The sequence below is a fragment of the Mesorhizobium sp. P2_C7 genome, assembly GCF_056404515.1.
The window spans coordinates 320,335-336,263 of sequence record NZ_JBFUDW010000003.1; the positions used below are offsets into that span (position 1 = coordinate 320,335).

The 15,929-nt window shown below is 62.8% G+C and carries 19 protein-coding genes; 8 read left to right on the forward strand and 11 right to left on the reverse strand.

What is annotated here, in order from left to right; all coding sequences use genetic code 11:
• The first annotated feature begins 58 nt into the window (after window positions 1-58).
• Window positions 59-1,180 carry a beta-ketoacyl-ACP synthase III gene (locus AC1D2G_RS09260; protein ID WP_095086841.1) on the forward strand — a complete coding sequence of 374 codons (1,122 nt, stop codon included), beginning with the start codon at window positions 59-61 and terminating at the stop codon, window positions 1,178-1,180.
• A gap of 203 nt (window positions 1,181-1,383) precedes the next feature.
• A complete protein-coding gene (locus AC1D2G_RS09265) occupies window positions 1,384-1,800 on the forward strand; it encodes a GFA family protein (protein ID WP_477413454.1) in 417 nt (138 codons plus the stop codon).
• 8 nt (window positions 1,801-1,808) lie between these two features.
• On the opposite strand, the gene AC1D2G_RS09270 is transcribed toward AC1D2G_RS09265, so the two are convergent.
• The 3 genes from AC1D2G_RS09270 to AC1D2G_RS09280 form a co-directional block, all read right to left on the reverse strand.
• Entirely contained in the window at window positions 1,809-2,387 is a 579-nt protein-coding gene (locus tag AC1D2G_RS09270; RefSeq protein ID WP_477413456.1) for a methyltransferase family protein, read from the reverse strand.
• Window positions 2,388-2,505: 118 nt separating this feature from the next.
• Window positions 2,506-2,904, reverse strand: a complete 399-nt coding sequence (locus AC1D2G_RS09275) for a VOC family protein (protein WP_477413617.1) — start codon at window positions 2,902-2,904, stop codon at window positions 2,506-2,508.
• A gap of 31 nt (window positions 2,905-2,935) precedes the next feature.
• Window positions 2,936-3,358, reverse strand: coding sequence for a tautomerase family protein (locus AC1D2G_RS09280; RefSeq protein WP_477301987.1), 423 nt, complete (start codon window positions 3,356-3,358; stop codon window positions 2,936-2,938).
• 196 nt (window positions 3,359-3,554) lie between these two features.
• Here AC1D2G_RS09280 and AC1D2G_RS09285 point away from each other — a divergent pair, with 196 nt between their 5' ends.
• Window positions 3,555-4,154: a TetR/AcrR family transcriptional regulator gene (locus AC1D2G_RS09285; protein WP_477413458.1), complete on the forward strand. Its 600-nt coding sequence runs from the start codon at window positions 3,555-3,557 to the stop codon at window positions 4,152-4,154.
• Window positions 4,129-4,746: an MOSC domain-containing protein gene (locus AC1D2G_RS09290; protein WP_477413460.1), complete on the forward strand. Its 618-nt coding sequence runs from the start codon at window positions 4,129-4,131 to the stop codon at window positions 4,744-4,746. Before AC1D2G_RS09285 ends, AC1D2G_RS09290 begins: the two co-directional genes overlap by 26 nt.
• Window positions 4,747-4,824: 78 nt before the next feature.
• Here the strand turns inward: AC1D2G_RS09290 and AC1D2G_RS09295 are convergent, their stop codons facing one another.
• A complete protein-coding gene (locus AC1D2G_RS09295) occupies window positions 4,825-5,664 on the reverse strand; it encodes an SDR family oxidoreductase (protein WP_477413462.1) in 840 nt (279 codons plus the stop codon).
• Window positions 5,665-5,795: 131 nt separating this feature from the next.
• Window positions 5,796-6,758, reverse strand: coding sequence for a D-amino acid aminotransferase (locus AC1D2G_RS09300; RefSeq protein WP_477413464.1), 963 nt, complete (start codon window positions 6,756-6,758; stop codon window positions 5,796-5,798).
• 155 nt (window positions 6,759-6,913) lie between these two features.
• On the opposite strand from AC1D2G_RS09300, the gene AC1D2G_RS09305 reads away from it, so the two are divergent.
• On the forward strand, window positions 6,914-7,417 hold the full coding sequence (locus AC1D2G_RS09305) for a hypothetical protein (protein WP_477413466.1): 504 nt from the start codon (window positions 6,914-6,916) through the stop codon (window positions 7,415-7,417).
• Between the two features lie 11 nt (window positions 7,418-7,428).
• Here AC1D2G_RS09305 and AC1D2G_RS09310 read toward each other — a convergent pair whose 3' ends face one another.
• Both AC1D2G_RS09310 and tsaA read right to left on the reverse strand, forming a co-directional pair.
• Entirely contained in the window at window positions 7,429-7,746 is a 318-nt protein-coding gene (locus AC1D2G_RS09310; RefSeq protein ID WP_477413468.1) for a DUF2293 domain-containing protein, read from the reverse strand.
• Window positions 7,743-8,282, reverse strand: coding sequence for a tRNA (N6-threonylcarbamoyladenosine(37)-N6)-methyltransferase TrmO (gene tsaA, locus AC1D2G_RS09315; RefSeq protein WP_457154110.1), 540 nt, complete (start codon window positions 8,280-8,282; stop codon window positions 7,743-7,745). The genes AC1D2G_RS09310 and tsaA overlap by 4 nt, the downstream gene beginning before the upstream one ends.
• Before the next feature lie 180 nt (window positions 8,283-8,462).
• On the opposite strand from tsaA, the gene AC1D2G_RS09320 reads away from it, so the two are divergent.
• Both AC1D2G_RS09320 and metF read left to right on the forward strand, forming a co-directional pair.
• The gene (locus AC1D2G_RS09320; protein ID WP_095086868.1) at window positions 8,463-9,470 is read left to right on the forward strand and encodes an ArsR/SmtB family transcription factor; all 1,008 of its coding nucleotides are present in this window, start codon (window positions 8,463-8,465) and stop codon (window positions 9,468-9,470) included.
• Window positions 9,470-10,387 carry a methylenetetrahydrofolate reductase [NAD(P)H] gene (metF, locus tag AC1D2G_RS09325; RefSeq protein WP_095086870.1) on the forward strand — a complete coding sequence of 306 codons (918 nt, stop codon included), beginning with the start codon at window positions 9,470-9,472 and terminating at the stop codon, window positions 10,385-10,387. The genes AC1D2G_RS09320 and metF overlap by 1 nt, the downstream gene beginning before the upstream one ends.
• A gap of 411 nt (window positions 10,388-10,798) precedes the next feature.
• Here metF and AC1D2G_RS09330 read toward each other — a convergent pair whose 3' ends face one another.
• Entirely contained in the window at window positions 10,799-11,716 is a 918-nt protein-coding gene (locus AC1D2G_RS09330; protein ID WP_477413470.1) for a DMT family transporter, read from the reverse strand.
• 208 nt (window positions 11,717-11,924) lie between these two features.
• Between AC1D2G_RS09330 and AC1D2G_RS09335 the strand changes: the two genes are divergently transcribed.
• Window positions 11,925-13,145, forward strand: coding sequence for an alanine racemase (locus tag AC1D2G_RS09335; protein ID WP_477413472.1), 1,221 nt, complete (start codon window positions 11,925-11,927; stop codon window positions 13,143-13,145).
• Window positions 13,146-13,151: 6 nt separating this feature from the next.
• Here the strand turns inward: AC1D2G_RS09335 and AC1D2G_RS09340 are convergent, their stop codons facing one another.
• The 3 genes from AC1D2G_RS09340 to AC1D2G_RS09350 all read right to left on the reverse strand — a co-directional run bounded on the left by AC1D2G_RS09340 (window position 13,152) and on the right by AC1D2G_RS09350 (window position 15,812).
• The gene (locus tag AC1D2G_RS09340) at window positions 13,152-13,535 is read right to left on the reverse strand and encodes a hypothetical protein (RefSeq protein WP_477413474.1); all 384 of its coding nucleotides are present in this window, start codon (window positions 13,533-13,535) and stop codon (window positions 13,152-13,154) included.
• Window positions 13,536-13,585: 50 nt separating this feature from the next.
• Entirely contained in the window at window positions 13,586-14,764 is a 1,179-nt protein-coding gene (locus AC1D2G_RS09345; protein WP_477413476.1) for a lytic murein transglycosylase, read from the reverse strand.
• Window positions 14,765-15,008: 244 nt separating this feature from the next.
• Window positions 15,009-15,812: a glycoside hydrolase family 25 protein gene (locus AC1D2G_RS09350; protein ID WP_477413478.1), complete on the reverse strand. Its 804-nt coding sequence runs from the start codon at window positions 15,810-15,812 to the stop codon at window positions 15,009-15,011.
• Window positions 15,813-15,929: the final 117 nt, after the last annotated feature.

Genomic DNA, 15,929 nt, shown 5'->3' on the forward strand with positions numbered 1-15,929 from the left:
GAGCGTTTCGGCGCCCACATGAAGCCCGCAACGCCTGCGGATGGGACGGACTGGACACATGCATCGCGTCATCATCAGCGGCATTGGCGTTGAAATCCCCGAACCCAAGATCACCAATGAAGAACTGGTCGCCAGCTTCAATGCCTGGGTCGACATGGAGAACGCGCGCCGCCAGGGCACCGACGAGGCGCCGCTGGCGAAATCGGACAGCGACTTCATCGTCCACGCCTCGGGCGTACGCACACGCCACGTGATCGAGCGCGAAGGCATTCTCGACCCGACCCGCATGGCGCCGCGCATTCCGGCACGGGCCGATGACGCGCTGTCGCTTCAGGCCGAGTTCGGCATTGCCTCGGCGCGAAAGGCTCTCGACCATGCCGGGCTGAAGCCGTCCGATATCGACCTGGTGATCTGCTCGGCCTCGCATCACCAGCGGCCCTATCCGGCGATCGCCATCGAAATGCAGGCGGCGCTTGGCACCAAGGGCGCCGGATTCGACATGGGGCTCGGCTGCTCTTCAGCCGCAGCCGCTTTGCACATCGCCGTCAACCTGGTGCGGTCTGGAGCGCACAAGCGCATTCTGGTGACGACGCCCGAGATCATCACCGGCCATCTCAATTTTCGCGACCGGCAGACGCATTTCATCTTCGGTGACGCCTCGGTGTCGATGGTGGTCGAAGGGCTGGCGCAGGGCGAAAAGCGGCCGGGCCGCTTCGAGGTGCTGGAAACGCGTACCTGGACGCAGATGTCGAACAATATCCGCACCAATCTGGGCTATCACACCCGCACCGCTCAGGATGACCCCTACATGATCAATCTGGAGGGAAACCTGATCAAGCAGGTCGGCAACAAGGTGTTCAAGGAAGTCACCGTCGCCGGGCACAAGTTCATCGTGGAATTCCTCGCCGAGCATGGGCTGACGCCGCAGGCGGTCCGGCGCTTCTGGCTGCATCAGGCCAATGCGCGCATGAACGCCATGATCCTTAAACTGTCATTCGGCCACGAGGTCGACCACGATCGCGCGCCCATGGTGCTCGAGCGGCTGGGCAACACGGCGGGCGCCGGCGCCATCGTGGCGCTGTCGGAGAACCATGCCGATATGAAGCCCGGCGATTTCGGCCTGATCTGCGCGTTTGGCGCAGGATATTCAATAGGTGGTGCGCTTCTCAGAATGCTCTAGACTCGGGCATTCGATACAGCTGGCCTGCGCATTCGGTGCTCCCGCACACCGAAGCGCGCCCCGTTGCGGTTCCCGGAATCCACCATTCCTGTCGCTTCGCGCCGATCTTCTATTCCCCTCAGCCTGACCTCGATCTCAACAGCTCCCCACGTTCGGGAGTGTCTCGGTTTGAGATCAACGCTTCTGAAAAAGGAGGTTTTGCAATGAGTGATGCCCGATGCAGTTGCGGTGCTCTGACGCTCACGCTTCCAGGGCCATCAAAACTGGTCGTCGCCTGTCATTGTCTTGACTGCCAACGCAGGACTGGCGCGCCATTTGGCGTCGGCGCCTTTTATCCGGTCGACGCCGTTGCCATCTCCGGAACCGCGAAAGAGTTCACTCGCGACGCAGCAAGCGGCGGCAAAGTCCACACCTACTTCTGTCCAGATTGCGGATCGACGATCTATTGGAAGGCCGACAAGCTGCCGTCTTTCATCGGCGTTGCGGTCGGCGCGCTGGCAGACCCGAACTACCCGCCCCCCGTCAGGTCGGTTTTTGAGCAGTCGAAACATGATTGGGTTAATATCGATGGCGCTGTCGAACACTTCCAGCAAAGCAGTGCGGCAAGACAATCAGGCTGAGACGGCGCTCACCTGCCGTATCGGGCTGGCGCGAACGGCACCAGCATCGGCACCTGCCTGGCATAGTTGTCATAGGCGCTGCCCAGTTCGCCGCGCATGAAGTGTTCCTCGAGTTTTGCCTTCGTCACGATGCCGATGATGAGCAAAGCGGTTCCGACAATGCCCCAAACCGTACCTTTTGCCGCCATGGTGGCCAGGATCGCCACCAGCAGTCCGGTGTATATCGGATGCCTGACCAGCCTATAGGGGCCGGTGTCGACGACGTGGTGCCCGGCCTTGGCGGTAATGGTGCCTGACCATAGCCTGCCGAGATGCAGGCGCGCCCACCAGGCAAAGGCGATGCCGATGGCGATCAGGACGACGCAGATCCATGCCTCGGCGATGGTCGGCATCCACAACCTGAGGCGGCCTTCATAGCCGTGCGCTGGAATGAACAGCAACGCCGCGCCGACCAGCCAGAGAATCCGATAGCGAACCTCCACCCTGAACCCGGCGCGTTTCTGGGCAGGGTCGGCCCAGAGCGCGGCGGCGGCCCAGGTCACCACCCAGATCAGCCAAAGCAGCGCGATTGCTGTCCCGGGACGCATAAGAACCTCCGCAGACTTGGTCTGGCGTCACCATGAAGCCGGCGCGGCGCGGCAGCAATGCGGCGTTGCGTGGACTGGTTCCACTTTCAGGTAAGAAGATCGTGATCCGCGCCGGACCTCATTCATTGGGACAGCTGAACATCCATTGCACGCCAAAGGCGTCGACCAGCATGCCGAAGCTGGTTCCCCAATATTGCCGCGCCATAGGGACGGTGATCCGGCCGCCCGCGGCCATGCGGGCGAAAAGCTGCCGCATCGCCGACAGGCTGTCGAATTCCAGGCAAAGGGCGAAGCCTTTCATCGGCTCGGCATCGTCATTGTCCGAGGCATGAAACAGAACGCCCGGACCTTCGAATCGCGCATGCAACACCTTTCCGCGCATGGCTTCGGTCCGCACCGGCATGGTGTTGTCGCCCCAGCGCAGCAGGATAGTCGCCCGGCCAAGACCGCACTGTTCGTAGAAGGCCAGTGCCGGCTCGCAATTGGTGGTGAAGAACAGCGAAGGTGAGAGCCGCATCGGTTCGCTACTGTTCATCGCGGCCGCCAGATCACTGCGCGGCGGCGGTCGCGGCAGCGACAAGTGCTTCGCCTGAATATTGCCGACTGCCGATACCCCAGCCGCCGTCGGGCGCATTGACGATGTTGATCCAGGTGTTTTCAGGCCGGTGGCCGGGCACGCAGAGCGCGGCGACAATCCCGGCGGCCGCATTGATGAACGCATTTCGGGCTTCGATCGAACCAAGGCCGATGTTCGGCAGCTTCAGTTCGACCATGACCACCGGCCGGTTGGCACCTCCGGCATAGATGCGATGCAGCGGCAGGACGTGGACCGTGCCGCCGACGATCGCTGTGAAGAACGCATTGCCTGTGGCGCCGGAGGCTTCGATGAGGGCGGCACTCAGACGCGGCAGGATCTCGCGCTCTCCCGCCGGTGTCAGTACGCCTTCGGGCGCGGTCACGGTGATTGGCATTTGGCTCTCCTTTTTCGCTGGTTTCCATGGCAAGACGGCAGACATGTCTTCCGGCTTGCCATGTTTCGTATCAATTGTTACGTTATGCGGAGAAGGCGAGTCAATAGGTTTCGTATCGATCACTATGGATAATTTGGAAAAGCCTCGGGGTGGCCGGCCACGCGCGTTCGACCTCGATCGGGCGCTGGATGCGGCGATGCATCTGTTTTGGGAGCATGGCTATGAGGCGACGTCGCTGGCCATGCTGCGCGAGGCGATGGGGCTGACGCCGCCGCAGATCTACAACGCCTTCACCGACAAGGAGAGTTTGTTCCGCAAGGCGCTGACGCGCTACCACCAGACAGAGGTCGGCTTTGCGCTGGAGGCGCTGAGCGCGCCGGTGCCGACGGGGGAGGCGATCCGGCGGTTGTTGCTCGGCGCGGCGGAGGCTTATTCCAGGCCCGACAAGCCGGGTGGCTGTCTGTTCGTCACCGGTGCGCTCGCCGCCTCGCCGCAGGCGCAAGCCATTGCGGATGAACTCAAGGCCTATCGCAAGGCAAGTGAAGCGGCGATCGGCGAGCGGCTGGCCGAGGGCCGGGCAATCGGTGACCTACCGGAAGGGCTCGCCGTCGAGGGCTTCGCCAAATACTTGACCGGCGTCATGAACGGCATGTCGATCCAGGCGCGCGACGGCGCTTCGGTCGAAGAGTTGCGCACTTTGGCCCAAACCGCTCTTGCGGCGTTCGCAATCGAAGGGCAAAAACAGGCGCATCATCCAAGGAATGAAGCCGATGCTGGATCTCTTCCCCGAGGCTGAAAGGCCGGTCGAAATTGTCCCGGCGCGTAAGCTGGTCGCCAAGGTGGCAGCGCTTTACATGGCGCCATCGGATCATTTCGAGACGCGCCCGGTCGACGCGTTGCGGCTGAGCTTCGATGGCATATCAGGTGATTTCCACGCCGGCGCGACGCGGCGCTCCGGCGGGCGCGAGCCCTGGTATCCGCGCGGCACCGAAATGCGCAACGAGCGGCAATTGTCCGTCGTGGCGGCGGACGAGCTGGCCATCGTTGCCGACCGGATGGGCCTGGCCGAGATCAAGCCGGAATGGATCGGCGCCAATCTTTTGATCGAAGGTGTGCCGCATCTGTCGATGCTGCCGGCCGGCACGCTGCTGTTCTTCAAGGACGGCGTGACCATCAAGGTCGACGCGCAGAACGGACCTTGCCGCATCGCCGGCCGATCGATCGCCGAACATGCCGGGATGGCCGACATCGAGGCCGGCGCGCTGCTGTTCCCGAAATCGGCGAAGCGGCTGCGCGGCCTCGTCGCCTGGGTCGAGAAGCCGGGAACGATCAAGGCCGGCGAAGAGATATCGGTGCGGGTGCCCGAGCAGTGGATCTATCCGAGCTAGACTCTCGCCCGCATTGGAATGCAGCATTGGGTAGGGGCTACGCCGCCGAGGCGGCGTAGCGATATCTCCGAACTGGCCTCAGACTTTGCGGTTCTTCTTCGCGCCCTGCGCCATGGTGGAAACGTCGTCCCACTTTTCCCAGGTGGCGATGCGGTTGGCGTATTCCTGCTTGATCATCGGCAGGCCGCCGTCGCCGAAGAACACGCGCAGCGGCGGCTCGGCGGCATCGACGATGGCCAGTATGGCCGGTCCGGTGGCCTCGGGATCGCCGGCGACCGAATTGGCGCGGCGTTCGGCCATCTTGGCGCGGGCGGGCGCATAGGCCTCGATCGGCTTGGAGACCTTGGCCGACGGCCCGGCCCAGTCGGTGGAGAAACCGCCCGGTTCGACCAGCGTCACATGGATGCCGAACTCCGCGACCTCGATGCCGAGCGACTGGCTGAAGGCCTCCAGCGCCCATTTCGAGGCGTGGTAGAGGCCAAGAGAGGCAAAGGCATTGACGCCGCCGATCGACGAGATCTGGATGATGTGGCCGGAGCGCTGCGCCCGCATGATCGGCAGCGCGGCCTGGGTGACCCACAGGGCGCCGAAGACATTGGTTTCGATCTGGTCGCGGGCTTCCTGTTCGCTGACTTCCTCGATGGCGCCGAAATGGCCATAGCCGGCATTGTTGATGACGATATCGAGCCGGCCAAAGCGCTTGTGCGCCTCGGCGATCGCGGCGTCGACGGCCTTCTTGTCGGTGACGTCAAGCTTTATCGCGGCGATATTGTCGCCGTACTTCTCGACGAGATCGGCGAGCGTGCCGGCATCGCGGGCGGTCGCCGCGACGCGATCGCCACGGGCGAGTGCGGCCTCGGCCCAGACGCGGCCAAAGCCCTTCGACGATCCGGTGATGAACCAAACCTTGTTTGTCATGATGTGGAGTCCTTGCCCCTGCGGCGTAATTTCGGGTGAAAGCGGAGGCTTCTCCGCTTTGGGCCATATACGGACGATCCGGCGTTTTTCCAGAGGCGAAGGATATCTTTTTGAACAAACCGCCTTGTTGATCAGGGGTATTGCACCGGGCTCGAGCATGCCGGGTCGTCGTGCTTTTGCCAATAGAGCGTCATCAGGCGGTTGGTGATCGGGCCGACGTTGCCGTTCGCGATCCGGTCGCCGTCGATCTCCGTCACCGGCATGATGCCGCCGGCGGTCGAGGTGATGAAGACCTCGTCAGCTTCGCGCAAAGCGGCGACACTGACATCGGTGGCAACGGCGGCGAGACCTTGTTCGGAGCAGAGATCGAAGACGGTGCGCCGGGTGATGCCGGGCAGCACGCCAATGGCCGGCGTCGACAGTTTGCCGTTCTTGACGCAGAAGACGTTGAAGCCTGGGCCCTCGGCGACATTGCCGTTAAAATCGAGAATCAGCGCGGTCTCGGCGCCGCGGTCATAGGCGTCATAGAGGCCGCGCACCAGATCGAGCCAGTGGTAGTTCTTGATCGCCGGATCGATCGAGGCCGGCGGGATACGCACCTTGTCGCTAATGGCGAGACGCAGGCCGCGCTGCAACTGCTCGGCATTGGCGACCGAGCCGAACGGCACCGCGAACGCCATGAAGCGGTTGACCGCCTGCCGTGGGTCGCGGCTGAAGGTCGGCGAGGCGCCGCGCGTGCACAGCATTTCGACATAGGCGCTGCGATGTCCCGACAACGCCACGCAATTGTGCAGGATCTCGGTCACGCCTTCACGGTCGAAGGGGATCGTCATGCGCAGCTTTTCCAGCCCGCTGAAGAAACGGTCGAGATGCAGGTCGAGGCGGAAGAAGCGGCCGTTCCAGACATGCACGGTGTCGTAGGTAGCGTCGGAATGCAGAAAACCCCAGTCCAGCACCGAGACCTTGGCTTGCGACATCGGCAGGTACTGGCCGTCGAGGAAGGCGATGCCGTCGGGATAGGAATGCGGGTCTACGTGGCGATCACTGACCGTTGGCAGTGGCTTTGCATCCTGTCTTGCCATCGTCTGGCTCATCTGGCGTCCTCTCGCGCAAGGCGGGATCAGCAGGCTATCGGCGCCACGCGGAAGGCATAGAGCCAGCCGACAGGCGCCGTTCGTCCTCGATGGCTATCCGGCCGATACATTGGACTGGAATTGCCCTATGTTGCGGGCTCTGACCGGGAGGGGACATGGGCAGGTTCGGGACCGTCATCGCAGCCATGATGTTTTTCGCCGCCACGGGCCAAGCCAGCGCCCAATGCGCACGCGAAGGCGAGGAACTGTGCCAGAGCGGTCAGATCTATCGCTGCGAGAAAACCGGCAGCGAATTGACGCCGATCTTCCAGAACGTGCCTTGCGCGGTGAATGCGCCGACGCTGAGCGGCAGCTGGGTCGGCAGCGGCCACCAGAGCCCGGCCGGGGCCACCGGTGCCGACTGGTCGATCGCTATGACGATCAATGATAGCGGCGCATCGATCGACTATCCGTCACTTGGCTGCGGCGGATCCCTGTCCCAGACGTCCAGCGACGAGACATCAGCGGAATACCATGAGAGCATCACTTACGGTCAGGACAAGTGCATCGACGGCGGCAACGTCACCGTCAGGTTTTTCAAGGGAAATCTGTCCTGGACATGGACCGGCCAGGCGGACGGCCAGCCCTACAATGCGGTCGCCGTGCTGACGCGGCAATAACAGGCTCTGCCTCATTCCTCCTCGTCGTCGGCATCGAGCAGTCGCGTGGCTCGCCAGCGGGTGAGCATGATGTTGGTCTGTTCGATGACGAAGAAACGCGCCGAGTCGCGGTCATAGCCTTCGCCCAGCAGTTTTTCATAATCGGTGTGCATGTGGCGGATGTGGGCAATGGTCGCCAACCACACGGCGATGGTCGGTGGCAACGTCTTCATGTGAACCGAGCCGGCATCCGCGCGGATCTTCTCCATGTCGGCATAGGGCGCCAGCGGCAGCAGTGCTGTCAGCGCCTTGGCGATGGCGCGGCGGCGGCCGGTCGGCGCTGCTCTCATCGCCGAATCCGATTGGGCTCGTCGCGCCCTTCAATGGTCGCCTCGGCGAAGGCATCGGTCGAGGCGAAGTAGGGTTTTATGTCGATGACCGGCGTGCCATCGAGCACGTCGATGGCGTCGAGATCGAGGCGGCCGGTGCCGATGTCGAGCCCGACGAGTTTTGCCACATGCAGGCCGACCGGGTTCGGTCGGGCAGGGGAGCGCAGGCCGAATACGCCTTTTGCTTCAGCCGCATGGCGAGGTTTCTGCACAATCAGAGTCCGCGGCGCATGATGCATCCAGGACAGGATGATGATGTGGCTGGCGCGCTCCAGCCCCTGCAGGCCGCTGCGATAGGGCGCGTCGATGGTCACCACGGCCGGCTGCCCGGTCTCGCGCGCGGCGCGCATGTTCTTAGGGCAGGTCTCCCGTGTCGTCCATGGCGAGGTGATGCGGCCGATGAAGACGATGCCGCCGTCGGCCGGCATCAGTGCCGGATCGTTTTCCAGCTTCTGCTCGCCGTCGCGCGCCTCGAACATCTCACGTGGTCCGGTCATTGCGCCCTCGCATCTTTGGACGTGCATGTCGTTGCCCCAAAACCGCTACACACTTTTGGGCGACATGCACCAAGGGATCACGCAAGCGGCATTTTCTTGTCCGGAAGCGACATAGCGCTTGCAAGGATGCGAAAATCGACATAAACATATGTTTATATCTTTTTCAAAGAGAATACTCTGATGCATGTCTCGCTCGACACCATGGTGGACACATTGAAGGCGGCGGCCGAATCCAGCCGCCTGCGCATATTGGCACTGTTGTCGCGCGGCGACCTCACCGTTTCCGATCTTACCGAAATTCTCGGTCAATCGCAGCCGCGCGTTTCGCGGCACCTCAAGCTGCTGCTGGAGGCCGGGCTAATCGGCCGCTACCAGGAAGGGTCGTGGGCCTTCTTTCGCCTGTCTGATGCGGATTCCGCGCGCGGCTTCGTCATGGGGCTGGTTTCCAGCATTCGCGGCGCCGACCCGCAGGTCGAGCGCGATCTCGAGCGGCTGGGCTCGGTCAAACGCAAGCGGCAGGACCGGGCAGCCGAGTATTTTTCGGTGAATGCGGCAAGCTGGGACCATATCCGCTCGCTACATGTGCCGGACCGCGCCGTCGAAGCCGCGATGCTGAAGCTGGTCGGCAAGCGGCCGTTCCAGTCCATGCTGGACCTCGGCACCGGCACCGGGCGCCTGCTCGAAATCTTTTCGCCGCTCTACCGGCGCGGCGTCGGCATCGACATGTCGCGCGAGATGCTGACCGTGGCGCGTGCCAATCTCGACAAGGCAGGCGTTTCGAATGCTCAGGTGCGGCAGGGCGATATCTTCGCGCCGCCGGTCGAGCGCGACGCCTTCGATCTCGTCACCATCCACCAGGTGCTGCACTATCTCGACGATCCCGCGCGCGCCATCCACGAGGCGGCGCGGCTTTTGCGGCCGGCCGGGCGGCTGGTCATCGTCGACTTCGCGCCGCACACGCTGGAATTCCTGCGCGACGAACACGCGCATATGCGGCTCGGCTTTTCCGACCGGCAGATCGCCGACTGGTTTGCGGAAGCCGGCCTCGATCTCGAAGACAGCCAGGAGTTCGAGCCACGCGGCGGCAACGAAGCCAGACTCACCGTCAAACTCTGGCTTGGGCGCGACCGGCGCCTGCTGATAGCCGATCCTTCCAATGACACAAGGCAGATAAGGGAAATTGCCTGATGAACCAGTTCCGCTTTTCCCGCCGTCCCGACATTGGCGACAAGGTCAGGGTTTCCTTCGAGTTCTTCCCGCCCAAGACCGACGAGATGGAGGCGAGGCTGTGGGACACGGTCACCCGGCTGGAGCCGCTGAAGCCGAAATTCGTCTCGGTGACCTATGGCGCCGGTGGCTCGACGCGTGAGCGTACAGCCCGCACGGTAAAGCGCATCCTGACGGAAACCGGTATTCCGGCCGCGGCGCATCTGACCTGCGTCGGTGCAACGCGCGACGAGGTCGACGCGGTCATCCAGGACTATAAGTCGATCGGCATCAACCGGTTCGTGGCGCTGCGCGGCGATCCGGCCTCGGGTGTCGGCGAACCGTATCGCCCGCATCCCGGTGGCTACGAGAATGGTGCGGAACTGGTCGCCGGACTCAAGAAGATCGCGGATTTCGACATCTCCGTCGCGGCTTATCCGGAAAAGCACCCGCAGAGCCCCGATTTCGCCACCGACATCGAGATGCTGAAACGCAAGGTCGACAATGGTGCGACGCGCGCCATCACCCAGTTCTTCTTCGACAATGATCTCTACGAGCGCTATGTCGAGCGCGTCCGCCGCGCCGGCATCTACATCCCCATCGTGCCGGGCATCCAGCCGGTTCACAGTTTCAAACAGGTCGCAAACTTTTCCGCGAGGGCGGGCGCGCATGTGCCCGGCTGGCTGGCGGAGCGGTTCGAGGGCCTTGACAGGGACCCGCAGACGCACGCGCTGGTGGCGTCGGCGGTGGCGGCCGAACAGGTCATGGACCTGGTCGAGCGCGGGGTCGGGGATTTCCATTTCTACACGATGAACCGAGCCGATCTGGTATTTGCCATCTGCCACATGATCGGCATCCGCTCACACGAAGCCGAGGCAACGGGTTCGGCTGCGGCTTAGAGCGTTTCCTGTTCCGAGCTTCCGAAATGCAAAAAGGCCGGGTAAAAACCCGGCCTTTTTCGATGGTTTTGACTATGTGGCGCTGGTCTTCCCCGTCTTGGCGGGTCAGGGAAGAAAGCCCATAATGAGGGCTCCGATGAAGGCGAACGCAGCACAGATCATCAATGCGTTGATAGGCCTCGTAAGTCCCATGACATAGCCTCCTCTTAAAGAGCTATGTCCGAGAGTCTAGGTTCATTTGTGCCACAGGCAAGCGAAAAATGTGCTGCATTGCGACGTGATTGCCAGATTTGCGACCCGCCTTTTGCCGTTAGGCATTGAAACTCTTCGGCAAAAACCCGCTTCAGACCTGTGAACAAAATGTGGCGGCGATGTGTCACTATCGTGTCATGGCAGCGCTACCGCGGCGCTCTAACGCCTTCCGAACAGCCGCCCGTCGATGGTGACGAGGCCAAGTGCGATCAGCACCACGCCGCCGATTTCGAACAGTTCGAGCCGTTCGCCGAGGAACAGGAAGCCGAGCAGCATGGCGCTGGCCGGCACGATGAGCGTGACCAGCGAGGCATTGGTGGCGCCGGCCGAGGCGACGAGGTTGAAATAGAGGATGTAGGCGAAGGCGGTGGACAAAAGCGCCAGCGCCAGCACCGCCGCCCAGACCGGAGGCGAGGCGGAGAACACACCGGCAGGGCCATAAGTGAAGAGCACGATCGGGATCATGATGATGGTCGAGGCGGTCAATTGTCCGGTGGCGATGACCGGCGAGGGGACGCCCTTGAAGCGGCGGGCGACCATCAGCGCCACGCCATAGGACAGCGAAGCGCCGATCAGCGCGAACTTGGCCCAGACCGGGCCGCCGAGCCCGGCAAGCAGGCCGGGGCCAATCATCACCGCCGTGCCGGCGACGCCGAGCGCAATGCCGGCCAGCTTGTTCCAGGAGAGCTTTTCGTCTGATGTCAGCGCGTTGGCGAGGATCAAAGTCCAGAACGGCGTCGTTGCGTTGAGCACCGAGGCGACGCCGGCGCCAAGCTGGGTCTGGCCGGCGAAGATCAGCGAGAAAGGGACGACATTGTTGGTCAATGCCAGCAGGAAGAACAGGCCGGCATGGGGAAGCGCGAGGCGGAAAGACGGTCCGCGAATGGCGAGATAGAGCTGCAGCGCGATCGCCGCGATGGCGACGCGAAACAGCACCAGCACCAGCGGATGAAGTTCCGCCACCGCGATGCGGGCAAAGAAGAACGAGCCACCCCATATCGCACCGAGCAGCAGGAGTTGTCCCCAGTCCTTGAGCACCATCGGCCCGCGTGGCGCTGATGTCGCGGCCATTGCCATGTCAATCGTCCTCCCCAGACGGCCTGAATGCCAGCCGGTCAGCCAGAACGCATATCGCGTCTGGCGACAAGGGCCACCCGAAACCTGACTGATGGCAAACACTGCCACTTGGAGCTAGCGCAGCTGCGTCAGTGCCACGAGACACAGAATTGTTTTCATTAGCCGCTAGCTTGGATTAATTGTGCGCAGCCGACATGAGGATTCGTCCATGCAGCGATTCGAGAATGCCCGCGAGGCGGCACTGGCGCTTCGCCCGGACGATCCGGTCTATTGCTTCCGCCCGCAGGTGCTGATGGCGGATGCCAGGCAGTTCATGGGCATGTTCCCCGGCAAGACCGCCTATGCGGTCAAGACCAATGGCGAGCCGATCGTACTCAAGGCGCTGGTCGAGGCCGGCGTCACTGCTTTCGACGTTGCCTCGCCAGGCGAGTTCGCCGCCGTGCGCGCGGTCTCACCCGATGCCGAGATGCTCTACATGCACCCGGTCAAGGCGCAGTCGGACATCAAGCTGGCACTGGAGAAGTACGCCATCCGTGTCATTTCGCTCGACCATGAGGACGAGATCACCAAGCTGACACGGGTGGTGCGGGCGCTCGACATCGATCCGGGCGCGATAGCCGTGTTCGTGCGGGTGCAGACCAAGGGGCTTGCCGCCTACGAACTGTCGAAGAAGTTCGGCGCCGGGCCGGCCTATGCGGTCGAGCTGGCGGAGCGGCTGAACCGCACTGGCTACAAGGTCGGCCTGTGTTTCCATGTCGGCAGCCAGATCGAGGATCCCGATACCTATGAGCGGGCGCTGGCCTCGGCCGACTGGGTGCGCAACCGCCTGACCTTCGACATTGCCGGGCTCGATGTCGGCGGCGGCTTTCCGGCCGAATACGGCCACGACCCGAACCGAAAGCACATCGAGATGCCGTCGCTCGGCCAGATCATGTCGCGGCTTTCCGGCGACCTCAAGGAATACCAATTCGACCAGATACCGCTGGTGGCCGAGCCCGGCAGGGTGATTGTGGCGCGCTGCCTGTCGCTGATCGTGCGGGTGCTCTTGCGCAAGGGCAAGCGGCTCTACATCAATGACGGCATCTGGGCGTCGCTGTCGGACTCCTGGACCGGCAAGATCACGCTGCCGGCGCGTTTCATCCCCGATCCGGCGATCCGCTCGCGCAATGGGGAGGAAAAGAACATCGTGCCGTTCAAGGTCTGCGGCGCGACCTGCGATTCCGTCGACATCCTGTCGCGGCCATTCTGGCTGCCGGAAACGGTCGACACCGGCGACTGGATCGAGATCGGCCATATCGGCGCCTATTCACTGTCGCTCCGGACCCGCTTCAACGGCTTTTATCCCGACACCTTCGTCGAGGTGACGACGCCGTTCGACGAGGGCGATGCGCCGCAAGGGTTTGCGAGTTTGGAGACGATGGCGGGGTAGTGGCCCCTACCAGCCGATCATCTGTACGAAACTGTCGAATTTTTCGATCCCCAGCGCCGCCGGGTAGCGCCTGACGAATTCGGCTGGCTTGAAAGGGTTCGACAGATAATTGAATTCCCAAGTCACGTCGTGGAAATGAAAATCAATTCGCAGATTGTCACGATTGAACTCGATGGGATTATTGACGCTGATAACCAGCGTATGCATCGAGGTGAATGCGTAAAATCTATTCTCCGCATAAGCAGACCGGATGTGACGAATGAGATCGACCACAGGCTGCTGGTCGAAGGCTTCGTTGGTCAGCGAGATGTAGAACGCCTCGATGTTGTCCCACGGTCGCGATGAGACAAGGTTCGGCGTGTAGCTATTCTTTGGGTCGTAGAGGCTCATGTTTGACGTCTACAATACTTGGCGCCAACTTCAAAAATCATACCGACAATTTACAGTCTCGCCAAAAGCTCCGGCGTCGGCCAACCGTCCACAGGCAGGCCAAGGCGCATCTGCTCCTTGCGGATGGCTTCGCGGGTGTTGGTGCCGAGGATGCCGTCGACCGTGCCGACATCGTAGCCCCTGGCTTCCAGCCTGGTCTGCAGCGCCTTCAGTTGCTCATTGTTGAGGCCGGTCTCGGGATTGCGCGGATCGAACTGTGGCGCGCCCGCCAGCCTGGCGGCGAGGTTGGCAGCGGTCAGCGCGTAGGTGAAGGACTGGTTCCATTCGAGATAGACGTCGAAATTGTCGTAGGTGAGGAAGGCTGGCCCCTTACGGCCCATCGGCAGCGCGAGGCCCGCCTTCAGGCCGTTATCGACCAGCGGTGCGCCGCTGGGGTAGGTGACGCCCCATTGTGCCCATTGCGTCAGCGGCAGCTTGTTGGTGCGCCCGGTCTGGTCCCACGGCATGTCGTCGGGCACGCGGACTTCCTGGATCCACGGCTCGTCGCGTTTCCAGCCACGCGACAGCACCTTGTTGGCGGTGGTCATGATCACATCCGGCACGCTGCCGCGCAGGTCGACCTTGCCGTCGCCGTCGCCGTCGACGCCGCGCGCCAGATAGTCGGAAGGCAGGATCTGGGTCTGGCCGATCTCACCGGCCCAGGCACCCTTGACATCGGCCGGCACGACGCCGCGATCGATCAATTCCAGAAGTGGCACGAGCTGAGGCCGGAACAGTTGCGGGCGACGGCAATCATGGGACAGCGTCACCAGGGCGCTCAGCGTGTGGAAATCGCCCTGTACGGCACCGAAATCGGTCTCCAGCGCCCAGAAGGCGGCGATGATCGGTGCCTGGACGCCGAATTGCTGGTCGGCACGGGCGAAGACATCGGCGTATTTCTTCATGTTCGCCGCGCCCTGCTTCAGCCGGTAGGCCGAGATCATGCGGTTCGAAAATTCGGTGAAGGTCTGGGTGAAGACGCCCTGGGCGCGGTCGCGCGCCAGGACCTTGTCGTCGATGGTGGCATCCTCCAGCGCGTCCAGACCCAATGCACCGACACCAGCCGCCTTGGCTTCCGCCGCTACGCCCTGCTTCCAGGCTTCGAAGTCGCCGCCACATTCCTGCGCCATCGCCGGCAAGGCCGTGGCGCACAAGAATAGCGCCGCGAGGGCTTGGGAACGCAGTCGCATCAGCTTCCTTTCGAACGAATGAGGGCATTTGTCGTGGCCCCCTCGGAAGCCCCAACGCCCTTGATTACCGCCGGTTGCACTCTTTGCCGCCGGCTGTGTCGAAAAGCAAGCGGCAGGCCCGGTGTCAACGGTGTTCTGCCGAAGCCCCTTATTCCGCTCTGCTTCGCTGCGGTTAAACCTAGGTCAACGGGTGTGCTGCCACAGCCCCCTTTTTCCAGGCGACTTTGTTGCCGTTGAACCGGGCTCAACGGGTGTTCTGCCGCAACCACTTGTTCCACGCAGCTTCGCTGCCGTTGAAGACGTTGATGTCGGACTTGCCGGTCATGCCCGGAACGATGCCGGTTCCGGTGTATTGCCAGAAGGTGAAGGGGTGACTGCCGTATTTTTCGCGCGGATGGCCGGCGACGGATCGCAGCCAGTAGGGATAGCCGCGGAAGGTCGATAGCTGGTTGTCGTCGAAGAAGTCGACCGAGGTGTAGATGATCGGCTTCTTGCCATAGTGCCGTTCGACGATTTCGAGGAAGGTGGTCATCTCCGCGCGCACCGTGGCGGCATCGGGACGCAACCTGCAGGTTGGCGACTTCGGGTTCCACTCCATGTCGAGGACTGGCGGCATCGCCGAGCGATCGACCGGGACGTTCTGGATGAACCAGCGCGCCTGCTGGGCGGCGGGCCTGCAGAAGTAGAAGAAGTGGTAAGCCGCGCGCGGAACGCTGGCGGCTTTCGTGCGGGCCCAGTGTTCGTTGAAATATTCATCGAAGCGGTCACCGCCCTCGGTCGCCTTGATGAAGGCGAAGGAGATGCCGCTGGCCTTGGCAGCCGGCCAGTCGACCGACGTCTGATATTTGGACACATCGGTGCCGTGGACGGCATAGTTCCACGGCGCGCCGCTGTCCCATTCATGCGGCTTGGAATCGGCGAAGCGCGGCGCGCGCACGGCAACCGTCGTCGGGCTGCTGGACGCAGACGGCGACAGCGGCGAGAGATCGTCCACCGTCGAGCAGGCGCTAAGCAGCGTCAGCATGATGAGGCCCGCAAGACGGCGCATCGCAACTCCCGAGCCGGATTCAGCCGGTCGCTGATGGGTCTGTGCACTGATGGCCGGCGCTTGGTCTGGCCCCCGACGAGCGATCGCCCCACAACATCGCCCGGCATCTTCGCTTTC